The organism is Pseudoduganella sp. S-14 (assembly GCF_049913285.1).
GTDB lineage: Bacteria > Pseudomonadota > Gammaproteobacteria > Burkholderiales > Burkholderiaceae_D > Rugamonas.
On the sequence record NZ_CP183991.1, the window covers coordinates 1,020,564 to 1,035,268 of the forward strand.

Sequence of the window (14,705 nt, forward strand, 5' to 3'; positions counted from 1 at the left end):
AGGAGGGTTGAAGTGGGAATCCTTGACGGCATGCTGGGTAACGCGTCCAAGATCGACATCGCGGACTTGCGGGAAGACTTTGCAAAAGTCCTTGCACCGAATGAGCGAGTGGAGCATGCTTACCAGCTGATACGCGACTATTTTGTGTTTACCGACAAGCGCCTGGTGGTAGTGAACATCCAGGGTGTCACGGGCAGCAAGAAGGAGTATCACTCGATCCCTTACAAGAGCGTGACGCATTTCAGCATCGAGACCGGCGGCACGCTGGACCTCGACGCCGACTTGAAGATCTGGATCTCCAGCACTGCGGAACCGTTCACGCAAAAATTCAACAAGCGCCTGAGCATCTATGAAGTGCAGGCAGTCCTGGCAAGCTATGTGCTGAAATGAAGCGATTTGTCGTCGTGCTGGTGTTGGCTGCAGTCGCCTTCTTTATCTGGGGCGATCCTGCTGGGCTGCTGCACCGCGTCAGCATGTGGACTTGCGACTGGCTGCGCGTCTTCAAGGTTTGCTGACGCATCCATTCTTCGCCGGCTGACGAATTGTTACGGCGAGGCGCTCGCTAGCATGATGGCTTTGAAGGGAGCCAGCCATGCCAGCCTACGAAGTAATCGACATCCCCAGCCACCAGCCAGCCCTGGTGGCGCGAGTGCGGCACACCGCCCCCGACCGTGCCAATGGCGCTCTGCCCGTGCTGTTCGTGCACGGAGCTTCGTTCCCCTCGGGATTGTCTTTCGATTTCCGCATGGATGGCCAGTCGTGGATGGACTGGATGGCTGCCCGCGGATACGACGTGTATGCGCTCGACTTTCCCGGCTACGGGCTGTCGGATCGCTATGCCGGCGCTGCAGCATCGCCGCCTGGCCGCGCGCGCGAGGTGACGCAGGACGTGGGCAGCGCGGTGGACGCCATCCTGCGCAGGACGGGCAAGCCGCAAGTCCTGCTGGTCGGGCATTCCTGGGGCGGCTCGGTGGTGGCGCGCTACGCCCAGGACCACGCGGCCAAAGTGGCGAAGCTGGTGCTGTTCGCGGCCATCACGCCGCGTGCTGCAGCCGACCCAGCGCCGGCGGCTGCACCTGCCAAGCCGGTCGATGCCTACGAGGCATTGACGCCCGCCCAGCGCATCGCTGCCATGGACGGCCTGCGCCCACCGCAAGAACCGCCGCTGTTGCACGCCGATGTCTTCGCTCGCTGGGGCGCGCAATGGCTGGCGTCGGATGGGCGCCGCGATGGCGCAGTAAGCTTCCCTGCCGGTCCCAGTGCCGACCTTGCGGACTTGCAGCAGGGCCGCAGCTACTACGATCCCGCGCGGCTGGCAATGTCCGTGCTGCTGGTGCGCGGCGAATGGGACGCCTGGCCCGGCGACGCCGACTACCGCACCTTGCAGGCCGCGATCAAGGGCGCAACCTACGTAACCATCGCGCGCGGCACCCACGTGATGCACCTGGAAGCGGCACGCGTACAGCTCTACGAAACGGTGCGCGGATTCCTGGATTAATTGATGCCGTAGCGCGCACGGATTGCAGCCAGCGCGCCGTTCTGCTCCAGCTGGGTGATCGCCTGGTTGATGCGCGCGAGTTGCGCTTGCGTGGTGCTGGCGGCATTCAGCATCAAATGCACCGGCGCGTGATAGGGCATGTAGGGCAGCTGCACGATCCGGACCTTTTGCTGGCGCGCGATGTGGCGCAGGGCGTGGGCATCGCCCATGATCAGGTCTCCGCGCCCCGCCTCCAGCATCTTGATGCCCTGTTCGAAAGTGCCGAAGGTGCTGCGCCGTCCTTCCGCGTTCAGCAGCGGCAGGGCGCGTTCGTAGTCGTCGCCGTAAAAGCCAAGGCGCGGCGCCAGCAGGCTGGCATGCTGGGTGGCGATGTCCTGGAAGCTGTCGATGCGGCGCAGTTTGTCCAGCTTTTCGGGCAGCGTGAACAGGCCCACCGTCTCCTGCCGGTAGGGCAGGCTGAAACGGGCGTAGCCGCGCCGCTCCTCAGTGGCGGACGCGGCCATCAGCAGGTCCAGTTTGCCTTGCTGGAACAGCACGTTGCGCCGCGCCGGCGGCATTTCCTTTTCCAGTTGCAGGGCGCAGCCGGCATGCTTGAGTATGGCCTGCAGCAATTCGAAATCGACGCCACTCAGCACTTCCTTGTCATTGTGATAAAAGTAGGGCGGCCATTCTTCCGGCGCCATGCGCAAGGTGCACGCCCCGGCCGGGCAGGCGAGCTGAATCAGGAGTGCGGCGAGCAACATCCTCATGACCGAGGGCATCCGAAAATATCCACGAGGACAGTGTTTCAGATGGCAGCGTCGCTGTAAAGAAAAAAGCTGGTGAATGTGGTGCCGGTATATTTCCCGACCGCCGGCCCCGGTAGTGGCGCGGCAGCGCCAGATGCACGCATTTTGCTGGCAGAATGTGACGGCTGTTTGACGCCTGTGTGACGGCTTGGTGTAATAGCGGCCATGAAAGAAATACATTCACTGCTGCAACAAGCCGTTGCACTGCACCAGAAGGGTGAACTGTCTCGCGCGCAAGCCATCTACGATGAGGTGCTGCGCGACCAGCCACTCAATTTCGATGCGCTGCACCTGAGCGGCGCCCTGGCGCGCCAGCAGGGCGAGCCGCAGCGCGCGCTGGACTTGATCGATGGCGCATTGGCCATCGATGCCCGCCGCGCCATCGCCCACTGCAACCGCGGCGTAGCCTTGCAGGACCTGGGCCGCTACGAAGAAGCCCTGGCCAGCTTCGAAAGGGCGCTGGTCCTGCAGCCGAAGTACGCCATCGCCCTGAGCAACCGCGGCAACGCCTTGCGCCATCTTGGGCATCTCGATCGCGCGCTGGAAAGCTATGAGGCGGCGCTGAGCCTCGCGCCCGGGTATGCCGACGCCTTGTGCAACCGTGCGCTGGCGCTGCAGGCACTGGCACGCCACGAGGCCGCCCTGGACAGCTTCGCTGCGGCGCTGAGGGTGCGGCAGGAATATCCGGAGGCCTTGCATGGCGCCGCCGTGTCGCTGCTGGCCCTGGGCAAGCCGGCCGATGCGCTGGAAGGCTTCGAGCGCGCACTGCACCTGCAGCCGGAGTACGCGGAAGCATGGTGTTCGCGCGGCGCCTTGCTGCTGCGTGCGCAGGATTACGAGGAAGCCCTGGCGAGCTTCCAGGATGCGCTGGCGGTGCGTCCGCGCTACGCCCGCGCCCAGCTTGGACTGGCGAACACACTGCGCGCGATGGGCCGCCGCGATGAAGCGGTGGAAGCCTACCAGGCAGCGCTGGCCTTTGGCGCTGACGCCGAAACCGTCGGCTACATGCTGGCCATCATGGGCGCCGAGCAGGCGCCGGGAGCCTCGCCGGCCGCGTACGTGAAGGCGCTCTTCGACCAGTATGCCGGCAATTTCGACCGCCACCTGGTCGACGTGCTGCGTTACCGCACACCGTCGCTGCTGGTGGAGGCCTTGCGCCGCCACTTGCCGCCGGGCGAGCTCGATGTGCTGGACGCCGGCTGCGGCACCGGCCTGTGCGGGCCGCTGCTGCGGCCACTGGCCTGCCTGCTGGAAGGCGTCGACCTGTCGCCGCACATGCTGGACCGCGCTCGCGATACCGGCCTGTATGACGGCTTGTACTGCGGCGAGATGGTGGGCTATTTGCGGACCCGCCCGGCCAGCGCCGACGTCATCGTCGCGGCCGACGTGTTTGTCTACCTGGGGGAGCTGAAAGCGGTGTTTTCCGTGGCGCGGCTGGCGTTGCGCAGGGGCGGCCGCTTGGCCTTCTCGGTGGAGGCGCACGATGGCGCCGAGGACTTCGTATTGCGTTCCTCCGGCCGCTATGCGCATTCGCGCCAGGGCATCGAAGCGCTTGCGCGCAGCCACGGCTTTGCCATCAATGAAATCACCCCAAGCACCCTGCGCCAGGAAAGCGGCGAAGACATGCGCGGGTTGCTGGTCATATTATCGAGAGGCTGAATACGTCCCATGCGCATGATTATGGCTGAGCCGCTTGAAATCGCTGCAAATGCGATCATGGCAGTCTCGATCGTCCTGGCGGGACGCAACAACATCCATTCCTGGTGGACCGGCATTGTTGGCTGCTCGCTGTTTTCCGTGCTGTTCTACGACTCCCAACTGTATGCCGACGTGGCGCTGCAGCTGTTCTTCATCGTCACCTGCATTATCGGCTGGCGCCAGTGGCTGCGCGGCGACCATGGCCATGCGCTGCATATCCGTACCACGCGGCCTGCTGCCCTGCTGATGATGGCGCTGGCGGGCGTCGCGGCCACCGCCGCTTATGGCCTGATGCTGAAGCACTACACCAACGCCTTCGCGCCTTTTGTCGATTCGACCGTGCTGATGTTCTCTGTCATCGCGCAAGTGCTGCTGATGGGGCGCCGCATCGAGAACTGGCCGGTGTGGCTGCTGGTGAATACCATCTCGGTGCCGCTATACGCCAGCCGCGGGCTGTACCTGACGGCCGTGCTGTATGCGGCCTACTGGATCAATGCCCTGGTGGCGTGGCGGCATTGGCGCCGCGAGCGCCGGGCAGGGCACTAGGCAGTCTCAGAACTGGCGCTCGTAGCTGGCGCGGATCCAGGCCGGATTGTCGATGGACTGCACATTCTCCTTGCGGCCGTTGGCATCCGCATACACGCTCCCGGCAAGAGACGGCTGGCGCAGGATGCTGCCGGCGGTGATGCGCCATTGGCTGCCGGGTGCGAGGCGGTAGCTGACGTAAGCTTCCAGGTTGCGTTCAATGCCGTTATAAGCGGATTGCCATCGCGTGATCCGGACCCAGCCCGTGGCGGTGTACGACAGGTTGGCGCCGCCACCCCATGGCCCCGAACGGTAATCGGCGCCGGCGTTCGCTGTCCAACGTGGTTGCCGGGCCAGCCGGTTATCCGGTCCCGGTACGCTGTCCACATGCGACCAATGGCGCCCGGCGTTGAGGGAGAAGCGCAGCGGCGTTGCCGGAAGCGGGCCTTTCCATTCCAGCTCCATGCTGCTGGTGCGTGCGCTGCCGAAGTTATCGGGCGAGGAAACCCAGCGCCCATCCTTCTCGGAGACTGCGTTGAAGATCACGTCGCCGATGTGCCGCATACCGGCGGACAGGGAGAACAAGGCGCCATCCTTGCCGTAAGCTTCGAATGCGACATCCAGGCCGCGCGCCAGCTCGGGCCTGAGCTGCGGGTTGCCGCTGGTATCGGGCGCCAGTTCCGTATTGACCAGGCTAAGAGAACGGCGCGGCATTAACTGGTTGGTGGTGGGGGCCTTGTAAGTTCGGGCCAGGGCAAAGCGTAGTTGGCGGCGCTGCTCGCCCGGCAGCTTCCATAGCGCTTGCAGGATCGGGCTGGTGACGCCGGCGCTCACCGTCACCGCGGCAAAATCGTTGCCGCTGCTGTGCGTCTCGCTGGTCTCACGCCGCAGGCCGCCATACAGCGACCAGCCGGACCCGACTTCCCATTCGTCCTGCACGTACGCCGCTGCATTGCGCAGGCGGGCGCGCGAGGTACGATCGAAATCGACGACGCCGGCGCCGCCTGCCGACGTCTCGTCCTGCTGTTCGCGCTCGCGCTGGCGGCTGGATGACAGGTCCCAACCGAGGCTGATGGCATGGCCGCGTGCGGCCGGCAGCGACAGCTTGCCGGTCCAGCCTCCGCGGCGGCTGCTGGCGTCGACGTCGTAGCCACGGTCCAGGGTACGCTCGCCAGCGATGCGATCAAAGCCCGAGTTGCGCTCGCGTTGCGCCTGGTCGCCGCTGATGCTCAGCGTGGATTCGATGCGGCCGCCTTCACCCCACGGGCGCGACCAGTTGCCTTCCGTGCGCAGCGCCGCCGTTTCATCCTTGCGCCCATAGTCGGTGTGCACGTAGGGCAGCACGCTGCCGCCGGTCAGTTGCACTGCGCGTGCGCGGTCGGCATGAAAGCGCACCACACTGGCGAAGGTTTGCCATCCCAGCGTTTCCTTTGCAGGCAGCCTCCAGTTGAAGCGGCTGTTTGCATTGAAGAACAGGAAGCGGTTGCGGCTGCGCTCTTCCTCCTCGCGCCGGCTGGTGACCGCGCCGGCCGGGCTGGTCTCCAGCACAGCGGTATGTTCTGGGCGATGGTTGTTGCCTTGCGTGACGCTGGCATTGAAGTTATGGCTGCCTGTGCCATCCTTGTCCGCCAGGCCGAAGCCGGCGCTGCGCGATGGCAGGCGCGCCGGCAGGGTGGCGGCAGCGCGCCATTCCCGCGTTGGCGCGCTGGCGGTCTTGCGCAGAACGATATTGATGGTGCCTGCTACCGCCTGCGTGCTGTGCTCTGCCGTGGCGGAGCGTATCACTTCGATCTTGTCGATCACTTCCGGTGCCAGGTTGTCCAGTGAAAAGCCGGGGGGAGGGCGATCGCCGTTGAGGAGGACCTGGGTGTAGCCGGCACCGAGGCCGCGCATGCGCGGGCCGCCGTCGCTGACGGACACCCCCGGTAGCCGCTTCAGCACTTCAAGGGCATTGGCGTCGCCAAACTTGAGGATTTCCTCGCGGGTGATGATGGTGCGCGAGGCAGTGTCGCGCTCGCGCTGCATGTCGGCGCTGGCTTTTACCTGCACGACAGGTGGCGTTTCCTGGGCGTAGGCGCGTGCGAAGGCCATCGCCGCGCAGGCGATCAGTCGAATTTTCATCAGATATGCTCCGAGAAACCCGGTACTTCAGGGCGGGGAGTGAAAAGAGCCGACCGCAAAGCAGCTGTTCCCCTTGAGATTAGTGAAATACTGTATAAAGTTACAGTATGATTCTCGTCTACCGTTTCCGTGTGAAATCGAAAAACGGGCTGCTTGATCTGCGAGCCCGTAAGGTGAATTTCGTCTGGAACTACTGCAATGACCGGCAGAAAGATGCCTTGCGGTTCGAGCGCCCTTGGCTGACTGGCTTCGACTTGAACAAGCTGACTACCGGCAGCAGCAAAGAATTGGAGCTGCACTCTGGTGTGATCAATGCCGTATGCGAACAATTTGCCAAATCGCGTGCACAACACCGTCGGCCGTATTTGCGCTACCGCGGCCGAAAATCCTTGGGCTGGGTCCCGCTCAAAGGGCGCGACCTGCACCGGGAAGGCAACGCGTTTCGCTTTGCTGGCGATACGTTCCGAGTGTTTCACTCGCGCCCGCTTCCTGATGGGAAAATCAAGGATGGCAGCTGTTTTGCGCAAGACAGCCGGGGCAATTGGTTTCTCAATATTGTGATCGAGGTTGCCGCAGCTCCGGTCCGTCCACTCGGCCACGGCGTCGGGATCGACCTTGGCTTGAAGGATCTCGCTACCCCGTCCGAGGGAGAAAAAATTCCGGCGCCGGGTTTTTACCGTGAGTCCGAAGGGGCGCTGGCAGTAGCGCAGCGAGCCCACAAGCGGCGCCGCGTCAAAGCCATCCAGGCGCGCACGGCGCGGCGCCGGCTGGACTTCTTGCATAAGAGTTCGGTGAATCTTGCCCGCGCCTTCGACCATATCGCTGTTGGCAACGTCAACGCTAGTGGACTCGCCCAAACCAGCCTGGCGAAGTCCGTGCTTGATGCAGGCTGGTCGTCCTTCCGTAAGATGCTGGCGTACAAGACCATGAGGCATGGCGCGCGGTTTGTGGAAGTGGACGAACGCTTTACCACCCAGACCTGCTCGAATTGTGGTGCACTGCCCGATTCGAGGCCGAAGGGTATCGCAGGCCTTGGAATAAGAGAGTGGGAATGCAGCGAATGCGGTGTGGTACATGATCGTGATCGTAATGCTGCGTTAAACATTCTCCGTCGCGGACGTGCGACGCTGGAAGCAGGAATCCCCGTCCTTTAGGGCGGGGGGACGTCAAGGCTTGTGGCTTACTTCAGGACGAAGATGGCATTCACGGTTTGTAAATAGGGGATTGAATCCGGCACGCTGTATTTGCCGGTTTGCGGCGCGGTGCCGCGAGTTTCGCGGCCGGCCTGCTGCTCCATGAACGGTGCGCCGACCTGGGCAAGCGGGCCGCGTGCGATGGCGACCACCGGGCCAAGCTTGCGGCCGAAGGCTTTGGCCAGCGAGTTGCCATTGTTGCGCGCGTCGTCGGCGGCGGCTGCCATCAGCTGGGTGTTGATATCGTCGCTATCAGTGCGGTCGAAGGTCGAACTGATGCCGGTGATGTGGGCCAACTCGACCAGCTTGGCGAGCAGGTCCGGCCATTGCGCCAGGTCGCGCACGCGGGCGTGGAACAGGCGGCCCATCGAATAGGCTGGCGCCTGTTGCTCGTTGACCGGGACGGTTTTCTTTTCGATCTCGTAGGATTCGATGTCGGCTTGCTGCACGCCGTGATCGGCCAGCAGCTGCATCACGCTGGCGCTCAATTCCTGCAATTGTGCGGCGGCGGCTTCCGCGCTCGCATCCTGGGCCCCGGCTTCGAACTTCACTTCGCCGATGTCGGGCCGCATCCACAGTTGCGCCTTGCCGCTGCTGCTGACGAACGGATACGAGGGGAGGGCGATGCCGGAGGCCTGCGCGCTGCCGGCGGCAGACACCAGGCCCAGAACCAGTGCCGCGATGGTGGTACTCAATCTCATCAGCAGTGTTCCTTATTCGAGGGTCCAAACGTACTGCATTTGCTGCCAGGTAGCGACGGGTTTGCCGCGCACCCTGGCGGGTTTGAAATGGCATTTGCCGATGCCGGTTTGCGCGGCCATGTCCAGGCCCGGGTGGCCGCTGGACCTGACCACGCGCGAGCCGGCGACGTTGCCGCGTTCGTCGATGTGGAACGACAGCGTCACGGTGCCGGTATGCTCGGCTTGCAGGTCCTCGCTGGGCCACAGCGGCTTGGCGCAGGACTTGAAGTCGACCACGGCCGGCATGCGCGCTGCCGGCACGTTGGCGGCGTCGACGCGGGCATTCGCGTAGCCGGCCAGGCAGGCTGCGGCGACGCCCAGCGCAGCCACAGCGGCTCTCCAGTTGCTGTGCTGCTCTTGCGGCGCCATCAGGTGGCGGATGCGCTGCATCAGGTCGCCCCCATCGGCAGCCAGCGCTACGCGCTGCGAGGCGAACTGCATTTTCTCCAGCTCGGACAAGGCGAGTGCCAGGCGGCGCGGTTCGCCAGTCAACCGTGCGGCAATGCTGTCGGCCACCAGTTCGCGTTCGTGGCGGATGCGGCGCGATAGCCACCACACGGCAGGGTGGTAGAACAGCAGGGTCTCGACCACGTTTTGCAGCAGGTTGACCAGGAAGTCGTGGCGGCGCACATGGGCCAGCTCGTGCGCCAGCAAGGCTTCCAGCAATTCCGGCGGCATGCGCGCTAACAGCGCGGCCGGGACCAGCACGACCGGACGCCACCAGCCCGCAGTGATAGGGCTGGCCAGCGTTTCAACGATGCGCAGGCCGACCTGGCGGCGAATGCCAAGGCGGGTTGCGAGATTCGAAAGGCGCTGCTGCCAATGGCCGTTGCGGCCGCCGGTGCGGCGGGCGCGGGCTATCCAGGCCAAGCCGAAGGCGCTGCGCAGCGCCAGTGCGCCGACGCAGGCCAGCCAGGCTGCGACCAGCATCGGCAAGTGCCTGTCGATGCTGGCCAGCAGTTCGCTTTGTCCGAGCGTGGCCGCGCTGCCAGACAGTACCAGGGCTTGCAGGGAGCGCGGCGTGGTTTGCAGCGCACTGGCGAATTCGCCGGCAGGCCACAGCAGGCAGGCCAGCATGGCCATGCAGGCAACTGCGTAGCGCGCGCCGGTGCGGGCGTCGCGCATCAGCCAGAGCAGGGCGGCCGCAGCGAGGCCGACCAGTGCACCTTGCCAGACAAAGTGGAGCAGGGCCCAGCCGGCCGCGTGGATGATGTCATTCATTCGGCTTGTCCTCCTGCTTCAGCAGCGCTTCGATTTCTTCGCGTTCCTTCTTCGAGATGCCGCTGCGCAGGGCCGCGAGCACCAGCGCCTTGGCCGAACCGGCGAAGGCGCGCTGCAGCAAGTCCTGCAGCATATTGCCCTGCATTGCCTCGCGCGCCACGGCGGCGGCATAGATATGGGAGCGCTGGCTCTCGTCGCGGATCAACAGGCCCTTGCCATGCATGATCTGCATCAGGCGCAGCACGGCGCCATAGGCCAGGTCAGGCTTCTCGCCCAGCATGGCTTCGTGCACCTGCTTGGCGGTGGCGGGGCCCAGCGGCCAGATCGCCTGCAGCAATTCCAGCTCGGCGGGAGTGGGTTTCGGAATGGTAGCCATGTTTGTTTCCTTCTAACGTTTTGAATAGAATAGCCTGTCTAGACAGTGTTGTATACTTTGACGTTTTCCTTGTGGCGAAATGTAGACAATGCTGTCTATATATTCAAATCGCATATAAGCCTGAGTTTTAATACGCCATGGCGCAAGAGCCGCAGGAAGTCTTCGTCGATGTGAATTCGCTGCCGATGGCCGCCGTGCAGCGCATCGAAGTGCTGAAGATGGCGCCTCGTCCTTCTACGGTTCGGATGCGGTAGTAGGTGTGGTCAATATCATCCTGTACAAGGAATTCAAGGCTACGGAGGTGAGCGCGCAAGTGGGTTCGTCCACCGAGGGCACTGGCCAGCTTGAACGCGGCGCGTCGTTGCAGAGGGGCCGCGCATGAAGCAGGACAAGGTGGACCGCCATCAAGGGCAACTGGAACGGCTGGGAATACGACGCTTCCATCGCCCGCTCGGACAGCAAGCTGATGGAAACCTTACGGAATTTCGTGGCGAATGCCTTTGACCGCAAACCTTCGTGGGACAGCTCGTTCAACTTCTTCGACTATACGCAAGGCGATCCGCGCGGCCGCTTCGCCTCAGTCAAGCTCAATCACAAGTTTTGATGATCGAGGCGCGGTAGCTGCTGGGAGTGGTGCCCATCCGCTCGCGGAAGGCGGTTGCGAAATTGCCGGCATTGGCAAACCCGAGCAGCAGGGCAATGTCCTGCACGTCCATGTCGGTATCGCGCAGCAGGTGCATGCCGCGCTGGATGCGCGCTTCGCGGATGTAGGCGAACACGGTCATGCCGGTATGGGTACGAAACAGCTGGTTCAGTTTTTCGCGGTAGGTACCCACGCTGGCGGCGATTTCCGCCAGGCCGGGCAGGGCCGCCAGGTTGTCGTAGATCAGGCGCTTGGCGGCGTTGACGATCACCGAGTCGGTGTCGATCGGCTCGGCTTCGCCGGCCTCGACCGGGGGCCGCTTCATGAGATTCAGGTGCACATGGATGCGCGCCGCCAGTTCACCGGGCGTAAACGGCTTGCTGACAAAGTCCACCCCGCCAAGCTGAAGGCCCATGATGCGGTCTTCCACCGCCTCGGTGCCGCTCAGGAAAATGATCGGGATATCGCGCGTGGCCGGGTTGGCCTTTAACAGGCGGCAACAGGTGTAGCCGTCCATATTCGGCATCCGCACGTCCAGCAGGATCAGGTCCGGCCTGCCGGACAGGGCCAGCTGGTAGCCCTGCTCGCCATTAAAGGCCACCGACACGCGGTAGGGCAATTCGCTTAACAAGTCGACGAGCATGCGTTGTTCGAACGCGGAATCATCCACGATCAAAATATTTCGCACTTGTGCATCGCTGGTCAGGTACATGGTCGCTCAGGGTGGGGCCGTGTTGCTTATTATGCCCATGTTTGAAAAAATGTTGCGCATTTCACATTGGGCAAAGGCATTCTCTCCTCTGGCAAAAGTAAAGTGCGCCGCAACAACGCCGAATGGAAAGAAGATAGCTACGTTCCTTGCAAGAGTGATTTTTGGAGAGTCTTTTAGGGGTGTTTTCGCGGTTCAATTGAGTCTGAAGCATTCAACTGGTTAAACCAAACCAACTGACTAGGAGGCAACATGAAACATACCGACTTTGGCCAAATGCCCTGCCCGATCGCGCGTAGCCTCGGCAAGGTAGGCGAGTGGTGGAGCATCTTGATTCTGCGCGATGCGTTTTACGGCCTGACCCGCTTCGATGAATTCGAGAAGAGCCTGAAGATTGCGCCGAACATGCTGACCCGTCGTCTGGCCGGCCTGGTCGAGGGCGGCCTGATGGAGCGCCGCCAGTACAGCACCCGTCCGCCGCGCTATGAGTACATCCTGACCAAGGCCGGCCGCGACTTCAAGCCTGTGCTGCTGGCCTTCATCGCCTGGGGTAATGAGCACCTGTCGCCGGAAGGCGCCAGCTTGCTGGTGGTGAGCCGCGAAACCGGCAAGCCGGCCGACCAGGTGCTGGTCGATGCCAATAGCGGCCTGGCCATCAATGACGAGGACTATATGTTCGCGCCAGGGCCTGCAGCGCCGGAAGTGATGCGTAACCGTATTACCGAAGCCGGCCGCCGCATGCCTAATTAGGCTGCAGCTGTTCGTAGACCGCGTTCGCGACCTGCGACAGCTCTTTCTTCCCGACGGCAGCCGACAGTGCATAGCCGAAGCTGCCGTCGATCCAGTAAAACACTCCCACATTGCCTTCCTGCGCGAACCGGAATCCTGTGTCGCGGTTTTGCTGTTGGCCGGAACTGACGTAGAGAGTCAGGCGCTGGCCGCCGGCGTCGGCGTACATGAATTGGGCAACCGGACCCGTGTCGCCGGGCAGCAGCCTTCCTCCCACCAGTTCATAACCCTGTTGCGCCAGTTGCGGCGGACGCAGTTGCTTGCCCAGGCGTTTCGACAGCCAGGCCACCAGGTGCTGCTGCTGGTCGGCGCCGACTTCGACCGGGTGTTTTATTTCTGGCGCGTAGACGGCGTGCGCGATGGCGGCTTCGCGCGGCAGGGAGGCCAGGGGCAGCACCGGGCTGCTGGCCGCAAGTCCGGTGCTGCCATCCATTCCCGCGCCGCGCAGCGTCCACCCGGCCGCGCCGCCGATCACCCCCGCGCCGGCGGCTAGCGCCAGCATGGCGGCCATGCGGCGCCAGGCTGGCATGGCCCACGCAGGACTGTTGGCCGGGCCGGGCCGGCCAGGCGGCGCCGGGTGCAGTGCTTGCGGAACATCGGCGTCCAGCATGTCGTCGAACAGCGCGTGCAGGGCGGCATTCTGCTCGCGGTAGGCTTGCAGCCGGCCGGCTTCGGCGGGATGATCCGCCAGGTAGCGATCGACCGCCGCTTGCCGATCCGGCGGCAGGCGGCCATCGACCCAGGCTTGCAATTCGGCTTCGTTCATTTCACAACCTTCAAATTGACGGCCGGCGGCTGCCCCGTCATCAGCCGGCGCAGGTTCTCGCGCGCGCGGCTCAGGCGCGACATCACCGTGCCAAGCGGGATATCGAGCGTGGCGGCCACCTCTTCGTAACGCATTTCTTCCAGCGCCACCAGCAGCAGGACCTCGCGCTGGGCAGGCGGCAGCTGCTGCAAGGCGCGCTCCAGGTCGCGCAAGTCGAGTCCCGCCGCGGGCGGCGCGGCCGGCAGGTCCGCGTCGTCAAGCTCCACGGCCGGCGGCGGCGAGCGCCGCACCTGGTCCACGTGCAGGTTGTGCATGATGCCGAACAACCAGGCGCGCAAGTCACCATCGGGGCGCCACTGGGCGATGCGCTCCCAGCCGCGTTCCACGGTATCCTGCACCAGGTCGTCCGCGCTGGCGCTATCGCCGGTCAGCGCCCGCGCATAGCGGCGCAGGCGCGGCAGGCAGGCCAGCAAGCGTTCATGCATTTCCTGCATGCGCTCAATCCTTGACGACGTGCCAGATATCCTTGACGTTGTCGCCTGCGCGGTCGCCGGCTTTCTTGTCGCCGACGAACAGGTAAAGCGGCTTGCCCTTGTAGGCCAGCTGCTTGCTGCCATCGTCGCGGGTGATGGCCGACCACGGCGCGGACAGTTCGCCGCTGGCGGCAACGGCAGGCCAGTTTTTCAGGCAGCCATCGACGCAGGCGCTCTTGCCGCTGCCGGCAACGTCCTTGTCGAAGGTGTAGACGGTCATGCCGGCGGCATCGACGTACACGCCGTCAGCTTTCTTCAGCGGTTCGGCGGCAAGGGCGGCAGTGCTCAGCAGGGCAGCCAGGGTCAGTACGATAGCTTTCATTTTGTCCTCCGTGTGTGATGAGTATTGCGTATACGTAGCGTGTGGCCAGCTTATTCCATCCTGCCTAAAATATTTTCCTGCCTATTCAGTCACGGAGGATGCGATGAACAATTTCATGCGTGTAGCTGTATTGTCAGCCCTGCTTGGCGTCGGAAGCGCCTGGGCGGATGGCCTGGCCAAAGCGGACCAGAAGATGCTGACCGACCTGGCCCTGGCCAATATGGCGGAAATCGAGACAGCCAAGCTGGCCTTGCAAAAGACCCAGAGCGACCGCGTCAAGAGCTTCGCCCAGCAAATGGTCGACGACCATACCAAGGGGCTGGAAGAAGTGCGCAAAGTGGCGGCTGCGCGCAGCCTGACCTTGCCGACCGAGCTCGATGCCAAGCATAAGGCCATGGCCGCCAAGCTGGAAAAACTCTCCGGCGACAAGTTCGACCGCAGTTATATGGAGCAGGCCGGGGTGCAAGCCCACAAGGAAGCACACCAGCTGGTGAGCAAGGCGGAATCGACAGCACAGGACAGCGAACTGAAATCGCTGGCCACGCGCTTGCAGCCAACCATCCACCAGCACCTGAACAATGCCGAGCAGCTAAATGCCGCGATCAAGGGCGGCAGCGCGACGGTGGGCAGCAGCGGCACCCAGGGCAGCAGCGGCGCCGGCACCATGCCGCAAACCGAAGCCAGTGGCCACGACCATGGCAGCACTGGCGGCAACAAGCCTGATTCCAGCACCCGCAGTACCAAGCCGGAACGGCGCTGACGGCCAGCCGCGGGCAGCCGCGG

Annotated in this window: 18 protein-coding genes; 9 read left to right on the forward strand and 9 right to left on the reverse strand. The window is 63.8% G+C overall.

The window, feature by feature from the left end:
* Nucleotides 1–12 precede the first annotated feature (12 nt).
* The 3 genes from ACN9MZ_RS04730 to ACN9MZ_RS04740 all read left to right on the forward strand — a co-directional run bounded on the left by ACN9MZ_RS04730 (nt 13) and on the right by ACN9MZ_RS04740 (nt 1,498).
* On the forward strand, nt 13–390 hold the full coding sequence (locus ACN9MZ_RS04730) for a PH domain-containing protein (protein WP_426168005.1): 378 nt from the start codon (nt 13–15) through the stop codon (nt 388–390).
* On the forward strand, nt 387–515 hold the full coding sequence (locus tag ACN9MZ_RS04735) for a hypothetical protein (protein ID WP_426341108.1): 129 nt from the start codon (nt 387–389) through the stop codon (nt 513–515). Before ACN9MZ_RS04730 ends, ACN9MZ_RS04735 begins: the two co-directional genes overlap by 4 nt.
* A 77-nt stretch (nt 516–592) precedes the next feature.
* Nucleotides 593–1,498 (forward strand): alpha/beta hydrolase, encoded by a 906-nt coding sequence (locus tag ACN9MZ_RS04740; RefSeq protein WP_426341109.1) that lies wholly within the window; start codon nt 593–595, stop codon nt 1,496–1,498.
* Here ACN9MZ_RS04740 and ACN9MZ_RS04745 read toward each other — a convergent pair.
* Complete coding sequence (locus ACN9MZ_RS04745) at nt 1,495–2,247, reverse strand: substrate-binding periplasmic protein (protein ID WP_426341110.1); 753 nt, start codon at nt 2,245–2,247, stop codon at nt 1,495–1,497. The genes ACN9MZ_RS04740 and ACN9MZ_RS04745 overlap by 4 nt on opposite strands.
* Before the next feature lie 204 nt (nt 2,248–2,451).
* Between ACN9MZ_RS04745 and ACN9MZ_RS04750 the strand changes: the two genes are divergently transcribed.
* Together ACN9MZ_RS04750 and pnuC are read left to right on the forward strand one after the other, a co-directional pair.
* Nucleotides 2,452–3,945 carry a tetratricopeptide repeat protein gene (locus ACN9MZ_RS04750; protein ID WP_426341111.1) on the forward strand — a complete coding sequence of 498 codons (1,494 nt, stop codon included), beginning with the start codon at nt 2,452–2,454 and terminating at the stop codon, nt 3,943–3,945.
* 9 nt (nt 3,946–3,954) lie between these two features.
* Nucleotides 3,955–4,530 carry a nicotinamide riboside transporter PnuC gene (pnuC, locus tag ACN9MZ_RS04755; protein ID WP_426341112.1) on the forward strand — a complete coding sequence of 192 codons (576 nt, stop codon included), beginning with the start codon at nt 3,955–3,957 and terminating at the stop codon, nt 4,528–4,530.
* Between the two features lie 6 nt (nt 4,531–4,536).
* Here the strand turns inward: pnuC and ACN9MZ_RS04760 are convergent, their stop codons facing one another.
* Nucleotides 4,537–6,630, reverse strand: a complete 2,094-nt coding sequence (locus ACN9MZ_RS04760; RefSeq protein ID WP_426341113.1) for a TonB-dependent receptor plug domain-containing protein — start codon at nt 6,628–6,630, stop codon at nt 4,537–4,539.
* 107 nt (nt 6,631–6,737) lie between these two features.
* Between ACN9MZ_RS04760 and ACN9MZ_RS04765 the strand changes: the two genes are divergently transcribed.
* Nucleotides 6,738–7,784, forward strand: a complete 1,047-nt coding sequence (locus ACN9MZ_RS04765) for an RNA-guided endonuclease InsQ/TnpB family protein (protein ID WP_426341114.1) — start codon at nt 6,738–6,740, stop codon at nt 7,782–7,784.
* A gap of 26 nt (nt 7,785–7,810) precedes the next feature.
* Here ACN9MZ_RS04765 and ACN9MZ_RS04770 read toward each other — a convergent pair whose 3' ends face one another.
* From ACN9MZ_RS04770 to ACN9MZ_RS04780, 3 genes are read right to left on the reverse strand one after another with little or no spacing between them, the layout of a single operon-like run.
* Nucleotides 7,811–8,524 carry an SIMPL domain-containing protein gene (locus ACN9MZ_RS04770; protein WP_426341115.1) on the reverse strand — a complete coding sequence of 238 codons (714 nt, stop codon included), beginning with the start codon at nt 8,522–8,524 and terminating at the stop codon, nt 7,811–7,813.
* Nucleotides 8,525–8,536: 12 nt separating this feature from the next.
* The gene (locus ACN9MZ_RS04775) at nt 8,537–9,784 is read right to left on the reverse strand and encodes a M56 family metallopeptidase (RefSeq protein WP_426341116.1); all 1,248 of its coding nucleotides are present in this window, start codon (nt 9,782–9,784) and stop codon (nt 8,537–8,539) included.
* Nucleotides 9,777–10,160 (reverse strand): BlaI/MecI/CopY family transcriptional regulator, encoded by a 384-nt coding sequence (locus ACN9MZ_RS04780; protein ID WP_426168023.1) that lies wholly within the window; start codon nt 10,158–10,160, stop codon nt 9,777–9,779. The genes ACN9MZ_RS04775 and ACN9MZ_RS04780 overlap by 8 nt, the downstream gene beginning before the upstream one ends.
* Before the next feature lie 466 nt (nt 10,161–10,626).
* Here ACN9MZ_RS04780 and ACN9MZ_RS04785 point away from each other — a divergent pair, with 466 nt between their 5' ends.
* The gene (locus tag ACN9MZ_RS04785; RefSeq protein WP_426341117.1) at nt 10,627–10,764 is read left to right on the forward strand and encodes a hypothetical protein; all 138 of its coding nucleotides are present in this window, start codon (nt 10,627–10,629) and stop codon (nt 10,762–10,764) included.
* Here ACN9MZ_RS04785 and ACN9MZ_RS04790 read toward each other — a convergent pair.
* Nucleotides 10,748–11,515, reverse strand: a complete 768-nt coding sequence (locus ACN9MZ_RS04790) for a response regulator transcription factor (protein WP_426341118.1) — start codon at nt 11,513–11,515, stop codon at nt 10,748–10,750. The genes ACN9MZ_RS04785 and ACN9MZ_RS04790 overlap by 17 nt on opposite strands.
* A 249-nt stretch (nt 11,516–11,764) precedes the next feature.
* Between ACN9MZ_RS04790 and ACN9MZ_RS04795 the strand changes: the two genes are divergently transcribed.
* Nucleotides 11,765–12,262 (forward strand): winged helix-turn-helix transcriptional regulator, encoded by a 498-nt coding sequence (locus tag ACN9MZ_RS04795; RefSeq protein WP_057264480.1) that lies wholly within the window; start codon nt 11,765–11,767, stop codon nt 12,260–12,262.
* On the opposite strand, the gene ACN9MZ_RS04800 is transcribed toward ACN9MZ_RS04795, so the two are convergent.
* The 3 genes from ACN9MZ_RS04800 to ACN9MZ_RS04810 are packed head-to-tail and all read right to left on the reverse strand — an operon-like array spanning nt 12,255 to nt 13,922.
* Entirely contained in the window at nt 12,255–13,067 is an 813-nt protein-coding gene (locus ACN9MZ_RS04800; RefSeq protein ID WP_426341119.1) for an anti-sigma factor family protein, read from the reverse strand. The two genes, ACN9MZ_RS04795 and ACN9MZ_RS04800, sit on opposite strands and share 8 nt — an antisense overlap.
* A complete protein-coding gene (locus ACN9MZ_RS04805) occupies nt 13,064–13,561 on the reverse strand; it encodes an RNA polymerase sigma factor (protein ID WP_426341120.1) in 498 nt (165 codons plus the stop codon). Before ACN9MZ_RS04805 ends, ACN9MZ_RS04800 begins: the two co-directional genes overlap by 4 nt.
* Nucleotides 13,562–13,565: 4 nt before the next feature.
* Nucleotides 13,566–13,922, reverse strand: coding sequence for a COG4315 family predicted lipoprotein (locus ACN9MZ_RS04810; RefSeq protein WP_426341121.1), 357 nt, complete (start codon nt 13,920–13,922; stop codon nt 13,566–13,568).
* A gap of 103 nt (nt 13,923–14,025) precedes the next feature.
* On the opposite strand from ACN9MZ_RS04810, the gene ACN9MZ_RS04815 reads away from it, so the two are divergent.
* Complete coding sequence (locus ACN9MZ_RS04815) at nt 14,026–14,682, forward strand: DUF4142 domain-containing protein (protein ID WP_426341122.1); 657 nt, start codon at nt 14,026–14,028, stop codon at nt 14,680–14,682.
* Nucleotides 14,683–14,705: the final 23 nt, after the last annotated feature.